Below are 16,751 nucleotides of genomic sequence, written 5' to 3'. Positions count from 1 at the left end.
ATGCAATTACAATAAAACAAGCGGTGTAATATATGGTCTGTTCATGCGATTCGACAGAAAAGAGACGGCGTGAGCGGTTGGTGAGATGTCGGTCCCACACTGGACAGGCGCATATTCTAAAAGCATTGGTCAATGATTTGTTCTGAGAGACGTTTGAAGTAGTTGCCCGCCGCGCTCAGCGCCAGCACCAGCAAAATGCGCCGTTCGTTTTCATCAAAGCCGTCGAAGCGTGGCGACGCACACAGCCGCTCCAGCGATTCGGGCAGCTGGTTCCGCAGCTCCCCCTTGAGCTCCAAAAAGCTGGTGTAGAGGTCGGCCAGCGGCATCTGGCTGTCCAGCGCGCCGAACAGGGCCTTGATGTCCTGGATGGACAGGGTCTGCTTGAGGTTGTAGATCATCAACATCTGTAGGATATGGTCGCGGGAATACTTTTTTCCCTTGATGGGCTGCAACAGCCCCTCCTTGCTGTAGTTGTTGATCATCGTTTTGGTCAAGAGCTTGTCCTCTGGGCGGCGGCGGTTGCCGCCCATGCGGCTTTCAAACAGCGTGATGATCTGATCCATATAGAGGTCGATGTCGGGCAGCTCGGCGGGCGCGATGTCCCGGTCGTCCAGCGCCCTTGCGATCCAGTCGTTCCAATCGGACGGTTTCTGTTCCATCATCATTCTCCTCAACGCGGCGGCCACTCAGCCGCTGAAAAATGGGGGAGAGGGCTGTTGTGTGCAGTGCCCATCTCGACAGCTTTTAGTTTACCGCAGAATTGTAAACTTTTCAAGATGAGCTTGCAAACACGACAATATATGATATAATTATTTTATAATATAGTTATTAAAACTACTTTATGCGGAGAAAAGGAGGATGGAGGTATGTCATACTATATGAAAAAGGCCCGGGATCCGATCAGCAGCGCCACCCATCTGTGGGGAGCGATCATTTCGGTGGTGGGGCTGGCGATGCTTTTGACCAAGACCCTCCGTCTGCCCGAATTTTCTTTGATGAAGGTGCTGTCCTCGGCGCTGTTTGGGTTATCGCTGATCGCGCTGTACACGGCGAGCAGCGTCTACCATTTTTCCAATGCGGGGAGTAAAAAGGTCACCGTCCTGCGCAAGCTCGATCACGCCATGATCTATGTGCTGATCGCGGGCACCTATACCCCCGTGATGCTCAACCTGCTGCCCTATCCGCGCAATGTGGCGTTTACCGTGTTCATCTGGGCGTTTGCCGCTGTCGGCATCGTCCTTAAGCTGTGTTGGTTCGGCGCTCCGCGCTGGTTGCAAACCACCCTTTATTTGGTGATGGGATGGGCGATCCTGTTCGACGCCACGGTGTTTGCGCGCATGAGCGCGGGCGCGCTGGCCTGGCTGATTGCGGGCGGCGTGAGCTACACGGCTGGCGGGGTCATCTATATGCTCAAAAAGCCGAACATCTCCGAGCGGTTCGGGTTTCACGAGCTGTTCCACATCTTTGTGCTGATCGGTAGCCTGTGTCATTTCCTGTTGGTGTACCTCTATATCGCGTAACCCCCTAAAAGGATTACCGGTTGCTCGCGGTCAGCGGAGCGGCTGAATATATAAAATAGGGAGCCGGTGCTGAACTTTTCAGTGCCGGCTCTTTTGGCGAAAGTGGCACTATGAAGGTTCAGCAGCCGCTGTCATCGCAAGGATATCATATATTGTGCGTTGAGGGGGACAGGTTACAATCGTGTACGGAAAAATGTATATAGACCCAGAAAATACTGGAATATGGTTTTCGTTTGATTGATAAATAGGACACAGTTGAGTCATTGTTACAGTTTTTGGTCACAAATAGGCAATAAAATTTACACTTACTGGACATCTTTTTGGAACAAAATGTAGACTTTTTTAATTGTTTGATCTATAATAAAACCATAAGTATAAGCCTGAATAGAAGTTAAGATGGCTATTGGAATCCACGTTTGCGTGGTTCACAGATGCCGAATTTGCCGATATTAACTTCCAGGCTGGTGCGCTGGATATCAGCGTAAGCGACGAAATGGGCGGGATGGCGCCGCTCGGAACAAAGACTAGAAAAGCGATGAAAGGATGACTGAGACAATGAAAACCAAGAAGAAACTGTTGGCGCTTGTACTGGCGCTGGCCATGTTGTTCTCCTGCCTGAGCGTGACTGCGCTCGCAGCGACCCGGGATGTGAACCGCCAGTTCGCAGTCACCGGCCCGGATGGAACCAAAACCACCGGAATTATATTCTTCAGCAAGGGTGAGGAGATAACGATCGGTTATACCTGGGGGGTCGATCCCCTCAACAAGACGAAGGAGTGCTGGGTGCTCACCATCAACGGTGTGCCCATCAGCCAGAGATCCGGCCGCTACACCTTTATGAAGGTGGGCGGCGTCAACCTGACCAACGCGTCCGGCGCCACGCTCAGCGACGCTACTGTCCTCTACGAGGGCAGCTATACGGCTGGTACTGCCCCCTCGGTCATCTACGACGACGAGCAGGAATATCTGCCGAGCGCGAATATCTCGATGAACCAGTATTCCTCTACGAGCACCTTCTCCCGCACAATCAGTTTTTCAAAGAATCCCAACGCGCCGTCCGAAACCTCCTATTCGCTGAGCTACAGCAGCGGCGTGACCGACAATTCGGTCAGCGGCGTACCTGCGGCCGGCACCTATAAGGCAGGCGCGACGGTGACCATCCCGGCCGCAGCGCCCACGCGGAGCGGTTACAACTTCTACGGTTGGCTGGATGCCGTCAGCGGCTCCGTCTACAGCGCGGGCCAGTCGTTCTCCATGCCCGACCGCGCGGTGGTGCTCCAGGCCCAGTGGCAGACGCCCACCATCCCAGATGCGAACCGCAACACCAACAAAACCATCACGGTCACCGACCATGACGGCGAAGAGTGGCGGGGAACCTTCTTCTTTGAGAGCACCGAGAGCTTCACGATCGGTTACACCTGGGGGGTTGATCCCCTCAACAAGACGAAGGAATGCTGGGTGCTGACTGTCAACGGCGTGCCGGTCAGCCAGAACTACGGCCAATATGCCTTCTACAAAATCGGCGGCGTCAACCTGCCTGACGCCGAGTATGCCAATATCAACAAGGCCACCATCCTGTACGAGGGGAGCCGGACCGCCGGCGTCGGCCCCGCGGTGATTTATGCCCCGAAGAGCTGTGTCCCCAGTGGAACCCTGACCTATGAAAACAACACCTCCAACTTCTGGCAGGGAATCCAGTTCACCCGCCAGCAGTACTCGGTCACCTTCGCCGCAGGCGCGGAGGACGCTTCGATTGAGGGCCTGCCCGCGGGCGTCAGCTACATCAAGGGCGCAAATGTGCCGATGCCCGAGGCGGAACCCACCCGCAAGGGATACACATTTGCGGGCTGGGAAAGCAGCGCTGATGGCCTGACCTATCAGGCGGGCGACAGCTTTGTGATGCCCAACCAGGCGGTGACTATGACTGCGCAGTGGAGAGCCAAGACGCTGCGTGGCACTGTGACTGCGGGCGGCAATCCGGTGGCGAACCGCACGGTTTCGCTGCGCAACCTGGATACCAATACCTCCTATTCGGTTAAAACCGATGCAGAAGGATATTTTGAATTCGATGGGGATGCGGGTAAATACCGCATCTACGTCGCGGGCAACGCGGATTACAAAGCCTACAGCGCCACCTTCTCTGTTGTATCCGGTACTGTCCACGATATCGCCCTGGAGCTGGTCGAGCCGGTTGTCGATCCTGATCCTGATCCGGACCCGGTTGACCCTGATCCGACGGGGACGTTGAGCGGCACAGTGACTGCGGGCGGCAGCCCGGTGGCGAACCGCACGGTTTCGCTGCGCAATCTGGATACCAACACCCCCTATTCGGCCAAAACCGATGCGAACGGCGTCTATGCGGCTGATCTGCCTGAAGGCAAATACCGCATCTACGTCGCGGGCGACACGAATTACAAAGCTTACAGCGCAACCTTTGACGTAGCTGCAGGTACTGTACACGACATCGCCATGACGGCAAAATAAAGACAGACCGAGCGCCCCTGCTCCGGCGGGGGCGCTTTTTCATCGCGGAGTATGCGGTTTTCGCATATTTTTGGTTATGCAATTTCCGCATAGGATAAACTAGATGGGAGGTGATGTGAGATGTATCCAAGAGTGCGCGACCTGCGGGAGGACCGCGATCTGTCGCAGGGGCAGGTGGCCAAGCTGCTCAACGTCAGCCAGGCCACCTATTCCCGGTACGAGAGCGGTGTGCTGGACATTCCGACCGAGACGCTGCTGAAGCTCGCGGATTACTACGGGGTCACGGTGGATTATATTTTGGGGCGCAGCCAAGCGCCCAACGGATAAGGGAGAGAGCCATGAGAAAACAGTTTATCGATACCGGGGAGATCGTCACCACCCACGGCGTGCGCGGCGAGGTGCGCGTCTATCCGTGGAGCGATACCCCCGACTTTTTGTGCGGATTCGATTCGTTTTATCTCGACGCAAAGGGCGCACGGCGGATGGAGGTCGAGCGCGCGCGGGTGCATAAGAACGTGGTGGTGGTCAAATTCAAGGGGATCGACACCATCGAGGAGGCGGAAAAGCTGCGCGGCAAGACCCTCTATATCGACCGGGACGACTGCGAGCTGGAGGATGGCGAATACTTCATCCAGGATTTGATCGGGCTGCGGGTGCTCGATGCGGACACCGGCGCGTGCTACGGCGAGATTTCGGATGTGAGCCAGACCGGCGCGAACGACGTCTACCACATCCGGGGGGAGGGCGGCCGCGAGCGGCTGATCCCCGCGATCAAGGAGGTGGTGGTGAGCACCGATCCGGACGCCGGCGAGATGCGCATCCGCCCGCTGGAGGGATTGTTCGATGAGGATTGACATCGCAACCCTGTTTCCCGAGATGTGCGAGGCGGTGCTCTCCGAGAGCATCCTGGGCCGCGCGCGGGGCGCAGGGTATATCGAATTATACTGTCACAATATCAGAGACTATTCCGAGGACAAGCACCGCCGCGTGGACGACACGCCGTTCGGCGGCGGCATGGGCATGGTGATGCAGGCCGACCCGATCTACTGCTGTTGGCGGGACGTGTGCGACATTTTGGGCAAACGGCCGCACACCATCTACATGTCCCCGCAGGGCAGGCGCTTCGAGCAAAAGATGGCGCGGGAGTACGCCAAGCGGGACGGCCTGTTTCTGCTGTGCGGCCATTATGAAGGGGTGGATGAGCGGGTGCTCGAGGAGATTGTGGACGAGGAGCTTTCAATCGGGGATTACGTGCTCACCGGCGGGGAATTGCCCGCGCTGGTGGTGGCCGACGCGGTGGCGCGCATGTGCGACGGCGTGCTGGCGAGCGAGGAGTGCTTTGTGGAGGAGAGCCACTACAACGGCCTGTTGGAATATCCGCAGTACACCCGCCCGGCGGTGTGGCACGAAAAGCCGGTGCCCGAGGTGCTGCTCAACGGCCACCACGCCAAAATCAGGCAGTGGCGGCGGGAACAGTCGCTGGAACGCACCTGGAGAAAGCGCCCCGACCTGTTGGAGCGCGCCCCGTTGGATGAGAGCGACCGGCGTTACCTGCTCGATCTGCAAAAGAGGACCGAAACAGAAGATTTTTAATCAAATTTTCTTGATTTTCGGCTTGTTTTATGGTATCCTATTTTCTAGTGCTGTATCTCAAGTTGATGCGGCAACTTTGATTCGAGGTGACAATACATGAAAGATGGCATCCATCCGAAGTATGAGCCCACCACGATCACCTGCGCCTGCGGCAATGTGATCGAGACGAGCTCTACGAAAAAGAATATCAAGGTCGAAATTTGCTCCAAATGCCACCCCTTCTTTACCGGCCGGCAGAAACTGGTTGATACCGGCGGCCGTGTGGATCGTTTCAAAAAGCGCTTCAATCTGGACAAATAATTTGGACCTTAGAAGACGGTTACCAATTAAGGCGGTGCATCGCGGTGCACCGCCTTTGTTGTGATTACAGGGCGAAAATTGTCGCACGGCGCGCGGCTGCCGCGGCGATTTTTGATATTTTTGAGGAGGGAACGACAACATGATGGAGATGATTCTAAAGGTAAACGGGATGATCAACGATTTTGTCTGGGGCCCGGTGATGATCGTGCTACTGATCGGGACAGGGCTCTATTTCACGGTGCGCACGGGCTTCTTCCAGTTCCGCAAGCTGGGCTATGTCTTCAAAAATACGATAGGAACGCTGTTTCAGGGGAAAAAGGAAGTGGCCGAGGGTGCGGTTTCGTCCTTTCAGGCGCTTTCCACCGCGTTGGCGGGCACCATCGGCACCGGCAATATCGTCGGCGTGGCCACCGCTATCGGCACGGGCGGCCCCGGCGCGATCTTTTGGATGTGGATTTCAGCGCTGGTCGGCATGATGACCAAGTATTCCGAGGTGGTGCTGTCGGTGCGGTTCCGCGATAAGACCAGCAGGGGCGAGTGGAAGGGCGGACCGATGTATTATATCCAGAACGGCCTGCATCAGAAGTGGCTCGCGGTCATCTTTGCGGTGTTTGCGTTTTTGGCCTCCTTCGGCATCGGCAATATGACGCAGGGCAACTCGATCGCCACCTCGATGAACACGACCTTCGGCGTGCCGCCGCTGGCCACGGGCATTGTGCTGGCGTTGTTGATCGGCTTTGTCATCATCGGCGGCGTCAAGCGCATCGGCGCGATCACCGAAAAGATCGTCCCGTTCATGTCTCTGTTCTACATCGTCTGCGCGGTGGCGGTGCTCGTGATCAACGCCAAAGAGATCCTGCCCGCCTTCGGGCTGATCTTCTCCAGCGCATTCAAACCCTCCGCGGCGTTCGGCGGCTTTTTGGGTGCGGGCGTGATGAAAGCGATCCAGCTGGGCATGGCGCGTGGCATCTTTTCCAACGAGGCGGGCCTCGGTTCCGCCCCGATTGCCCACGCGGCGGCCGACACCGAGCACCCGGTGCAGCAGGGCCTGTGGGGCGTGTTTGAGGTGTTTGCGGATACCATCGTGGTCTGCACCTGCACTGCGCTGGTGCTGCTCACCAGCGGGCAGTGGGCCAGCGGCCTGGAGGGCGCGGACATGACGATGGCCGCCTTTGCGCAGGCGCTGCCGGGCGTCGGCAGCATCATGGTGACGATTGCGCTGTTTTTCTTCGCCTTTTCCACCATGTTGGGCTGGTCCTATTACGGTGAAAAATGCTTTGAATACCTGTTCGGGGAAAAGCGCGTGATGCTCTACCGGCTGTTCTTTGTGCTGGTCGCCGTCGTGGGCACCGTCACCGAGCTCAAGGTGGTCTGGGATATCTCCGACACCCTCAACGGCCTGATGGCGATTCCCAACCTGATCGGCCTGCTGGGCCTTTCGGGCGTGGTATTTAAATTGACCAAGGAATATTTTGCGGCGAACGAGGGCATTCGGGCAAAAATCGAGCCGTAATCCGACACTGATTATTAAGAGGGAGGGAACCCGATGGAACGGGGCTACAAGACGATCTATGAACAGGCGCAGGACGAATTTGTCGAGCGCAAATCCCGTTTTATCGGCTGCATCCGGCCGGTTGCCACCGAGGAGGAGGCGCTCGCAATGATCGCGGAGAAGCGCAGCCAGTACTGGGACGCGACGCACAATGTGTACGCCTACATCCTGCGCGACAACAACATCCGCCGTTGCAGCGACGACGGCGAGCCGCAGGGCACAGCGGGCGTCCCGGTGCTGGACGTGCTGCAAAAGGAGGGCCTCACCGACGTGTGCGTGGTGGTGACCCGCTACTTCGGCGGGATTCTGCTGGGCGCGGGCGGCCTGGTGCGCGCCTATTCGCATGGGGCCAAAATCGCGGTGGATGCGGCGCGGGTGATGCACATGAACCCGTGCGCGGTGCTGGAGCTGGAATTCGATTACGCGCAGTACGGGAAGATCTCCTACATCCTGCCCAAATACAATATCAATACGCTGGACAGCGATTTCGGCGTGGTGGTGCGGCTGCACCTGTTGATCACCCAGGACCGGCTGGATGCCTTCCGGCGAGAGTTGGAGGAGCTGACCGCGGCCACCGTCTATCCGCGGGTGATCGAGGAGAAGTTCGCCGACCTCGCGTGACAACTGAAAAAGGGGCGCTGACAGATGTTTATCAAGGTGAACAGCTTTGGGCTTACCGGCATGGACGCCTACCGCGTGCAGGTGGAGATCGACCTCTCGCGCGGAATGCCGGCCTTTGAGATTGTAGGCCTGCCGGACGCGGCGGTGAAGGAGGCGCGCGACCGGGTGCGCGCCGCGCTGCTCAACGGCGGCTACACCTTCCCGGTGGGGCGGGTGGTGGCCAACCTGGCCCCGGCCAGCCTGCGCAAGGTCGGCTCGCTCTACGACTTGCCGCTGTTTGTCGGCCTGCTTCGGGTGGCCGGTGCGCTTTCCTGCCCGCTGGACGACTGCGCATTTTTGGGGGAGCTCTCCCTTTCGGGCGCGGTCAGCCGGGTGAACGGCGTGCTGCCCATGGTGTTGAAGGCGCGCGAGCAGGGGATTCGTTCCGTCTATGTGCCCGCAGAGAACGCCGCGGAAGGCGCGGTGGCCGAGGGAATCGACGTCTACCCGGTCGCAAACGTGGCGGAGCTCATCGCCCACCTGGAGGGGGAAACGCCGCTGACGCCGACTCGGGCGGAGCCCTTTGTGGAGGGGGTGTCGGCCAGCACCCTGCTTGATTACCGCGATGTGAAGGGGCAAGCCGCGGCCAAGCGCGCGCTCGAGATCGCGGCGGCGGGCGGCCACAACCTGCTGATGATCGGCCCGCCCGGGTCGGGTAAGAGCATGCTCGCCAAGCGCCTGCCCTCCATCCTGCCGCCCCTCACCTTTGAGGAGGCGGTGGAGATCACCAAGATCCACTCGATCGCGGGCCTTCTGCCGCCCGGCGCCTCGTTGGTGAAAACGCGACCCTACCGCCACCCGCACCACACCGTATCCGCGGTGGCATTGTCGGGCGGCACAGCGGTGCCGCGGCCGGGCGAGGTGAGCCTTGCGCACCGCGGGGTGCTGTTCCTCGATGAGTTGCCCGAGTTTTCGCGGCAGGCTATGGAGGTGCTGCGCCAACCGATGGAGGACGGCTGCGTGAGCATCGCGCGCGCCTCGGGCACCTGCACTTACCCCTGCTCGGTCATGTTGGTGGGGGCGATGAACCCCTGCAAGTGCGGCTACTTTGGGCACCCCACCCGGCCGTGCACCTGCAGCCCGTCGTCGGTGGCGCGGTACCTGTCGCGGGTGTCCGGCCCGCTGCTCGACCGCATCGACCTGCATGTGGAGGTGATGCCGGTGGAATTTGAGAAGCTGTCCTCCCAGACGAAGGGGGAGCCCTCCGCCGCCATCCGCGAGCGGGTCTGTCGCGCGCGAGAAATGCAGACGCAGAGGTACGCCGGCCTGGGCATCGGGTGCAACGCGCATATCACCACGGCGATGCTGGGCGACTTCTGCGCCATGACCCCGGCCGCCACAGCGCTTTTGGGGCGGGCGTTCGACGCGATGGGCCTCTCCGCCCGCGCCTACGACCGCATCCTCAAGGTGGCGCGCACCATCGCCGACCTGGACGGCGGGGGAACGATCGACGCGCAGCATGTCGCGGAGGCTGTGCAGTACCGCGCGTTGGATCGGAAATACTGGAACCGCTAGCGGACAGAAGGAGCGAACAGGATGGATTATCAACTCAGGATGGCCCGGGGGCTGGATGCCCTTCCGCAGGCGCGCGCAGTGCGCGAAGCGGTGTTCGTGCAGGAACAGGGCTTTCACAACGAATTTGACGGGATCGACCCGGCAGCGGAGCACGCAGCCCTGTTCGACGGCGCGCGCGCCGTCGCCGTGGGGCGCGCCTACCCCGACCCGGCGGAGCCCGCCTGCTGGCATATCGGGCGCATCTGTGTGCTGCCTGAATACCGGGGGCAGCACCTGGGCGAGCGTATCATGCGCGCCCTGGAGGAGCGGGCCGCCGCGCTGGGCGCGCGGCGGGTACAGCTTTCCGCGCAGGTGCAGGCGGGCGGATTTTATCAAAAGCTGGGCTACAGCGCCCAGGGGGAACCCTATCTGGACGAGCATTGCCCGCATATCCGCATGGAGAAGACGCTGGGTGTGCCCCTGAAGGTACACAAAAAAATGGGCGAATGAGGGGCTTTTTTAGATTAATCCCACGAAGTTGGTCGGGTATCAAAAATTTTATTTTTGAAAGCAGGATTTTTCATCCGAGTTTGGTATAGTATAAATAGACAGAAAAAGGCGGTGATCGGCTTGACAATACGGGAACGCACCGAACAGTGGGAACATGTCGCGCTCTCCGAGCACGCGGCATTCGCAGACTGCACGCGGGGCAGGGCGCGCGCCGAGCGGGAGTGCGATATCCGCACCGCCTACCAGCGCGACCGCGACCGCATCATCCACTGCAACGCCTTCCGCCGCCTGATGCACAAGACGCAGGTGTTTATCTGCCCCGAGGGGGATCACTACCGCACCCGCCTCACCCACACGCTGGAGGTCTCACAGATCGCGCGCACCATGGCGCGCGCGCTGCGTCTCAGCGAGGATCTCACCGAGGCGATTGCCATGGGGCACGACCTGGGGCACACGCCGTTTGGTCACGCAGGGGAAAAGGGGCTCGACGAGATCACCCCGGGCGGCTACCGGCACAACGAACAGAGCGTGCGGGTGGCGCAGCGGCTGGAGCGGGACGGCGCCGGGCTCAACCTGACGGTTGAAGTGTTGGACGGCATCCGCTGCCACAGCTACGGCTGCGGCGACGCGATCACCCAGGAGGGCCGCCTGGTGCGCTTCGCGGACAAGATCGCCTATATGAACCACGACATCGAGGATTCGATCCGCGCCCGCATCATCACCGCGGACGAAATCCCGTTTAACGTCAAGTGTACGCTGGGGCGCAGCAAATCCGAGCGGATCAGCGCCATGGTGGAGTCGATCGTGCGGGGCAGCGGCGATGACATTGTGATGGGCGCGCCCGAGCTGGCCGCCTATCAGGAGCTGCGGGAATTCATGTTCGCGCAGGTCTACAAAAGCGCCATTGTGGCCGATGAGGAGCGCAAGGGCACCGAGCTGGTCAAACGGCTTTACGAATATTTTGTCGCGCACGCGGAGAAGCTCCCCGACGAGTACCGGCAGATCGCCGGGCAGGAGGGGAAGGACCGCGCGGCCTGCGACTACATCTCGGGGATGAGCGACCGCTACGCTATCGCGCTGTACGAGGAGCTGTTCATCCCGCGGTCCTGGACCAAGCCGCCCGTTCCCAGCGGAGCGGGGGATTGATTACAGAAAAACAAAAGGAGGGGAGGAATCCGCTTGATACCGGAACAGTTCATTCAGGAGTTAAAGCTCAATAGCGAGATCGAGTCGGTGATCTCCTCCTACGTGCAGCTCAAGCGGGGCGGGCGCAACCTGGTGGGGCTCTGCCCGTTTCACAACGAAAAGTCTCCCTCCTTCACCGTCTACACCGATTCCCAGTCGTTCTATTGCTTCGGCTGCGGCGCGGGGGGCGACGTGATCAGCTTTATCAAGCGCGCAGAGAACCTCGACTACATCGAGGCGGTCAAATTCCTGGCCGACCGTGCGGGCATGAAGCTGCCGGAGGACAGCTTTGACGACAGCGCCGCCCGGCTGAAGACCCGGATTTTGGAGATCAACCGGCAGAGCGCCCGCTTTTTTTACAGCTGCCTGATCTCGCCGCAGGGCAAACCCGCGCTCGACTACCTGCATGAGCGCGGATTAAACGATAAAACCATCCGCCGCTTCGGGCTGGGCTTTGCCCCCCAGAGCTGGGACGCGCTGACCCGCCACCTGAAGGCGCAGGGCTTCAGCGAGCAGGAGATGCTCGCTGCCAGCGTGGTGGCGCGCGGGCGCAAGGGCGGGGTGTACGACCAGTTCCGCGGCCGGGTGATGTTCCCAATCATCGACATCCGCGGCAACGTCATCGCCTTTGGCGGGCGGGTGATGGAGGGCAGCGGCCCCAAATATCTCAACTCCCCGGATACCCCGGTGTTCAAAAAGAGCCGCAACCTGTTTGCGCTCAACATCGCCAAATCCACCAAGGAGGAGCGGCTGCTGCTGGCCGAGGGGTATATGGACGTGATCGCCCTGCATCAGGCCGGCTTTGAAAATGCGGTCGCCACCCTGGGCACTGCGCTGACCGACGAACAGGCCCGCCTGATGAGCCAGTACGCCAAGCAAATCATCATCGCGTACGACAGCGACGGCCCCGGCCAGACCGCCACTAAGCGGGCGATCAATATTTTCAATGAGATCGGGCTGCAGGTCAAGGTGCTCTCGATGCAGGGCGCGAAGGACCCGGACGAGTTCATCAAAAAGTTTGGACGCGACCGCTTCCGCCTGTTGATCGAGGGCAGCGCCAACGCGCTGGAATTCGAGCTCCAGAAAATCCGCAGTCAGTTCGATCTCTCCACCTCGGACGGCAAGGTGGCGTACCTCAAGGAGTTTGCAAGTTACATCGCGGGCATTAAAAACCCCATCGAGCGGGATGTCTATATTGCGCGCACGGCGGGGGAGCTGGAGGTCGGGCGGGAGGCGATCGCTTCCCAGGTGGATTATATCATCCGCCGCCGCACCCGCGCGAAGGAGAAGAAGGACGCGCGTGAGCTGCGGGTGTTCGCTGCCGGGCCGGCCGACCCGGTCAACCCCGAGCGGGGGAAAGCTCTCAAGGCGGCGCTCGCCGAGGAACGGCTGATCGCGATCCTGCTCAAGAATCCCGATTACTGTTCGTTTATCCGCCAGAGGATCGGCCCGCAGGATTTCGTCACTGAGTTCAACCGCCGCGTGTTCGAGCGGGTCTGCGGGCGCATCGAGAACAACGAGAGTTTGGATCTCGGAATGTTTGGGGACGAATTCGACGACGCGCAGATCAGCCGGATCGCGAGCTTTTTGGCCAAGGCGGACGGCCAGAACTACACCCGGGAGGAAACCGAGGACTATATCAAGGCGATACTGGACCAAAAATTGCAAAAAACAGAAAAGGATGTCGCGCAGATGAACGATGCGAGCTGGAGTCAGTACATATCGGATCTTGCGGCTAAGAAAAAATAGGGGGAATTCGATATCATGGCAGGACAGGACAAGAAGACATTGCTCAAGGACCTGATTGACAGCGGAAAACAAAAGGGCAAACTGAGCACCAAGGAGATCAACGATGTTCTGGAAGAGCTCGACTTCGACGTGGAGCAGGTGGATAAGCTCTACGACACGTTGGAGAGCCAAAACATCGAGATCATCGAGGATTTTACCGCGCCGGTGGATATCGAACTGATCCCCGAGGAGCCGGAGGAGCTGGAAAATTCGCTCGCCTCCGAGGGAATCAACATCGACGACCCGGTGAAGGTTTACCTCAAGGAGATCGGTCGGGTGCCGCTGCTCACCCCGGAGGAGGAGATTGACCTCGCCACCCGCATGGCGGAGGGCGACCCCGCCGCCCGCAAGCGCCTCTCAGAGGCCAACCTGCGCCTGGTGGTGAGCATTGCCAAGCGGTATGTGGGCCGCGGGATGCAGTTCCTCGACCTCATCCAGGAGGGCAACCTGGGCCTCATCAAGGCGGTGGAGAAGTTCGATTACACCAAGGGCTTCAAGTTTTCTACCTACGCCACTTGGTGGATTCGCCAGGCGATCACCCGCGCCATCGCGGATCAGGCCCGAACCATCCGCATCCCGGTGCATATGGTGGAGACCATCAACAAGGTGAAGAAGGTTTCCAGCCAGCTGCTGCATAAGAACGGCCACGAGCCCACCGCTGAGGAAATTGCAGAAGAGCTCGATATGCCCGTGGAAAAGGTGCGCGAGATCATGCGCGTGGCGCAGGAGCCGGTGTCGCTGGAGACCCCGATCGGCGAGGAGGAGGACAGCCACCTGGGCGACTTCATCCCCGACGACGACGCGCCCGCCCCGGCGGACGCTGCCAGCCATACCCTGCTCAAGGAGCAGCTCGGCGACGTGCTGCAAACGCTCACCCCGCGGGAGGAAAAGGTGCTCCGCCTGCGGTTCGGCCTGGAGGACGGGCGCAGCCGCACGCTCGAGGAGGTTGGCAAGGAGTTCAACGTCACCCGCGAACGCATCCGCCAGATCGAAGCCAAGGCGCTGCGCAAGCTGCGCCACCCCAGCAGAAGCAAAAAGCTCAAGGACTTTTTAGACTGATATAAGGAGGAATAGGGATGCACATCACCCTGGAGGCGGACTATGCCATCCGCATTGTGCACTGTTTGACACTGCACAATACCCGTGCTGATGCCAAGTCAATTGCCGAAACAACAGGTGTGACATTGCGCTTTTCGCTTAAAATATTGCGCAAACTGGTTGCAGCTGGTATCATACGCTCTTACAAAGGTACGCAGGGCGGCTATGAAATTGCCAAGGCCCCGCGCGACATCACACTCTACGACGTCATCACCACCATCGAAGGCCCGCTCAACATATCCCGTTGTACCCACCCCAACTTTAACTGCACACGGCCCAAGGAGGGCAGCTGCCAGTTTCAAAAGGTCTTTATCGAGCTTTCGGAGGACATCAAGCACAGGCTGCAATCGATTAACTTTGAACAGATGATGTAGCCGATACATCCACCTTACTTAAAACAAAAAAGCGCGAACCGTGTACCGGTTTCGCGCTTTTTTGTTTCTCTGTTTATCGTAAAGCCCTGGCACGTCGGATCATTTTGAGGTAGATTTCCAGAAAATACGGCTCATTGACGGCGGTTTGCATCTCCTCCAGCGAGAACCACTGCACGCCGCTGTTCTCATCCGGCTTGGCGGTCAGTGCGGCGTTTTCAGGCGCGATCAGGACATAGGAGCTGTTGAGGTGTTGGTGGGCGCACACATAGCGCCCGCGCTTCATATGGCCGAACACCGGGCAGATGTCAAGCGACAGCATCTCCCCGGTCAGCGGCCGCAGATCGGCCACCCCGGTCTCCTCGCGCGCCTCCTTCAGGGCGACAGCCAGCAGGTCGCGGTCGCCGTCCGCATGGCCGCCCGTCCAGGCCCAGGTGTTGTAGATGTTGTGATGGATCAGCAGCACCCGGTCGAGCGATTCGTTCAGAATGAGGCCGGAGGCGGTGATGTGGGCGATTTCGTTTGCGCGTGTCAGGATGTCGTCGGGAAACAGGCGGATATAGTCCAAGATCAGCCGCCGGTCCTTTTGCTCCTGTTCACAGGAGGGGACAAAGCGCTCGATCTGTTCGCGATACTCCATCGGGTGGCCTCCTTCTCAGTCGTCGTACAGCGTCTCGGAGGAGGGAACCAGTTCGCCGACCGTCTTGAGGTCGCCGGTGAGCAACGCGAGCACCCCTTTATAGACCAGCAGGGGATCGCGCTTAAACTGGCGACAGACTGCCTCCGCCTCCGCCTCGGTGGGCATGAACAGCGACAGGTCCATCAGATCCGAACCGATGTCGGAGATGATGAGATCAACCATGTAGCCGTCCTGCACCTTGTGGATGGACGAGAGGTTTTCCTTGGCGAGCCGCTGCCGCATCAGCAGCTTTTGCGCCGAAGTGAGCGCCTTCTCCCGCACGGTGAGCGGCAGGGAATCGCTGAGTTCTTCGGCGGTACGCGCGCCCAGATCGGTCAGTCGGTAGTAATCCTCATCCTGGTCGTTGGTTTCGCTGATCACGAGGTGCCCAGATTCGAGCAGCTCGCTCATCGCATCGGCCAGCTCGAAGTAGTTGACCAGTCCCCGTTTGAGCAGCGCCTCGTTGATTTGAGAGAGGGTGAGTTCCTGCCCGATGTTGTGCAGCAGATAGCAGACCAATATTTTGATTTCATGGCCCAAGGTGAGCCCACCCGGTTCGATCCCGCCGGAAAACGCGTTTAATTCCATAATGATAAACACCCAATCCCAAAGAATTCCGTCCGGGGGAGATTCGCCGCTGAAGTCCGCCCGGATACAACATATTTTTATCATACAATATTTGGCCCAAAAAAGAAAGGGACGAAGTGTGGATTTTTATTTTCCAAACTTGGAGAAAACAACGGAGACAAGACGATGAAAAGCGCGCCCCTCTTGAATGAGGGGCGCGCCGAGCGCGATTTCTTTTATTTTCCGTCCGCTTTCAGCGGTCAGTCATGCAAGTCTCAGTTCTCGTGCTTTCTGCGAACCACGATCAGGGCAGCGCCGCCGATAACAGCAGCCGCCGCAATCACAATCGCCACGATCGCCCATGCCGGCAGGATGCGCTCAGCCTCGGGGGCCACCTGCGCCGCAGGCGCTTCCGCCTCAGCCGGGGCCACAGGCTCGATCACCGCAGGAGCCTCGGGTACGACCGGCTCCACAGGAACCGTCGCCTCGGGCGCTGCGGGCGCCACCGCCGCGGGTACCTCGCCGCCCGTCTCCGGGTTGCTGTTCGCTGCAGGCGTTGTCGGTGCAACCGCCGCAGGCACGCCGCCGGCCATCGCCTTGATCTCGTCGGAGGTGTAATACACTGCCGCCGCGCTGTAGCCCTTCAGCTCCCCTGCGCCGTTCACTGCGTATTCCTTGCCGCCGATCTCGAAGACCACCGTCACTCCCTTGTTCTTCAGGGTGTCGATCACCGTCGCGGGCACCATCGCGCCCTCGTCCAGTTTCGCGTTCACTTTGCCGCCCTTTTCAGTCGCATTGATCTTCTCGACCACTTCCGCCCAGTAGTCGCTATCCGCTACCTGGCTCGTGCTGCCCTTGTTGGGTTTGCTCGGCTTCGGAGGATCAACCGGCTTGTCGTCGTCCACCAGTTTCAGCGCATCTACCGCCTTATCCAGCTTCTGTGCAGTCGT

The 16,751-nt window shown here is 59.6% G+C and carries 17 protein-coding genes and 1 pseudogene; 14 read left to right on the top strand and 4 right to left on the bottom strand.

What is annotated here, in order from left to right; translation table 11 throughout:
- Nucleotides 1–116 precede the first annotated feature (116 nt).
- Nucleotides 117–659: a DUF1836 domain-containing protein gene (locus H8711_RS08925; protein WP_249283125.1), complete on the bottom strand. Its 543-nt coding sequence runs from the start codon at nt 657–659 to the stop codon at nt 117–119.
- Between the two features lie 207 nt (nt 660–866).
- Between H8711_RS08925 and trhA the strand changes: the two genes are divergently transcribed.
- The 14 genes from trhA to H8711_RS08855 all read left to right on the top strand — a co-directional run bounded on the left by trhA (nt 867) and on the right by H8711_RS08855 (nt 14,558).
- Nucleotides 867–1,520 (top strand): PAQR family membrane homeostasis protein TrhA, encoded by a 654-nt coding sequence (gene trhA / locus H8711_RS08920; protein WP_249283124.1) that lies wholly within the window; start codon nt 867–869, stop codon nt 1,518–1,520.
- Nucleotides 1,521–2,075: 555 nt separating this feature from the next.
- Nucleotides 2,076–4,004 (top strand): carboxypeptidase regulatory-like domain-containing protein, encoded by a 1,929-nt coding sequence (locus tag H8711_RS08915; RefSeq protein ID WP_249283123.1) that lies wholly within the window; start codon nt 2,076–2,078, stop codon nt 4,002–4,004.
- 120 nt (nt 4,005–4,124) lie between these two features.
- A complete protein-coding gene (locus tag H8711_RS08910; protein WP_249283122.1) occupies nt 4,125–4,331 on the top strand; it encodes a helix-turn-helix domain-containing protein in 207 nt (68 codons plus the stop codon).
- An 11-nt stretch (nt 4,332–4,342) separates the two neighbouring features.
- The gene (gene rimM, locus H8711_RS08905) at nt 4,343–4,858 is read left to right on the top strand and encodes a ribosome maturation factor RimM (protein WP_249283121.1); all 516 of its coding nucleotides are present in this window, start codon (nt 4,343–4,345) and stop codon (nt 4,856–4,858) included.
- On the top strand, nt 4,848–5,597 hold the full coding sequence (gene trmD, locus H8711_RS08900) for a tRNA (guanosine(37)-N1)-methyltransferase TrmD (RefSeq protein WP_249283120.1): 750 nt from the start codon (nt 4,848–4,850) through the stop codon (nt 5,595–5,597). The genes rimM and trmD overlap by 11 nt, the downstream gene beginning before the upstream one ends.
- Before the next feature lie 96 nt (nt 5,598–5,693).
- On the top strand, nt 5,694–5,897 hold the full coding sequence (gene rpmE, locus H8711_RS08895; protein ID WP_249283119.1) for a 50S ribosomal protein L31: 204 nt from the start codon (nt 5,694–5,696) through the stop codon (nt 5,895–5,897).
- Between the two features lie 139 nt (nt 5,898–6,036).
- A complete protein-coding gene (locus tag H8711_RS08890) occupies nt 6,037–7,410 on the top strand; it encodes an alanine/glycine:cation symporter family protein (RefSeq protein WP_249283118.1) in 1,374 nt (457 codons plus the stop codon).
- Between the two features lie 33 nt (nt 7,411–7,443).
- Entirely contained in the window at nt 7,444–8,070 is a 627-nt protein-coding gene (locus H8711_RS08885) for a YigZ family protein (protein WP_249283117.1), read from the top strand.
- A 24-nt stretch (nt 8,071–8,094) separates the two neighbouring features.
- Nucleotides 8,095–9,624, top strand: coding sequence for a YifB family Mg chelatase-like AAA ATPase (locus H8711_RS08880; protein ID WP_249283116.1), 1,530 nt, complete (start codon nt 8,095–8,097; stop codon nt 9,622–9,624).
- 21 nt (nt 9,625–9,645) lie between these two features.
- Nucleotides 9,646–10,113, top strand: coding sequence for a GNAT family N-acetyltransferase (locus tag H8711_RS08875; protein ID WP_249283115.1), 468 nt, complete (start codon nt 9,646–9,648; stop codon nt 10,111–10,113).
- 111 nt (nt 10,114–10,224) lie between these two features.
- Complete coding sequence (locus H8711_RS08870) at nt 10,225–11,259, top strand: deoxyguanosinetriphosphate triphosphohydrolase (RefSeq protein ID WP_343274501.1); 1,035 nt, start codon at nt 10,225–10,227, stop codon at nt 11,257–11,259.
- Nucleotides 11,260–11,292: 33 nt separating this feature from the next.
- Nucleotides 11,293–13,047, top strand: a complete 1,755-nt coding sequence (gene dnaG, locus H8711_RS08865) for a DNA primase (RefSeq protein WP_249283113.1) — start codon at nt 11,293–11,295, stop codon at nt 13,045–13,047.
- A gap of 15 nt (nt 13,048–13,062) precedes the next feature.
- Complete coding sequence (rpoD, locus tag H8711_RS08860) at nt 13,063–14,145, top strand: RNA polymerase sigma factor RpoD (protein WP_249283112.1); 1,083 nt, start codon at nt 13,063–13,065, stop codon at nt 14,143–14,145.
- A gap of 17 nt (nt 14,146–14,162) precedes the next feature.
- Nucleotides 14,163–14,558, top strand: coding sequence for an RrF2 family transcriptional regulator (locus H8711_RS08855; protein ID WP_249283111.1), 396 nt, complete (start codon nt 14,163–14,165; stop codon nt 14,556–14,558).
- Nucleotides 14,559–14,631: 73 nt separating this feature from the next.
- Here H8711_RS08855 and H8711_RS08850 read toward each other — a convergent pair whose 3' ends face one another.
- From H8711_RS08850 to H8711_RS08840, 3 genes and pseudogenes are all read right to left on the bottom strand, one after another.
- Nucleotides 14,632–15,195: an NUDIX hydrolase gene (locus tag H8711_RS08850; RefSeq protein WP_249283110.1), complete on the bottom strand. Its 564-nt coding sequence runs from the start codon at nt 15,193–15,195 to the stop codon at nt 14,632–14,634.
- 15 nt (nt 15,196–15,210) lie between these two features.
- Entirely contained in the window at nt 15,211–15,822 is a 612-nt protein-coding gene (locus tag H8711_RS08845; RefSeq protein WP_249283109.1) for a DUF4364 family protein, read from the bottom strand.
- Between the two features lie 254 nt (nt 15,823–16,076).
- A pseudogene (locus H8711_RS08840) lies at nt 16,077–16,751 on the bottom strand (hypothetical protein); the annotation flags it as partial.

Source organism: Ligaoa zhengdingensis (assembly GCF_014384885.1).
Classification (GTDB): domain Bacteria; phylum Bacillota; class Clostridia; order Oscillospirales; family Ruminococcaceae; genus Ligaoa; species Ligaoa zhengdingensis.
The sequence above is the reverse complement of the archived record's forward strand: the minus strand, read 5'-3'. Positions and strand labels throughout refer to the sequence as shown.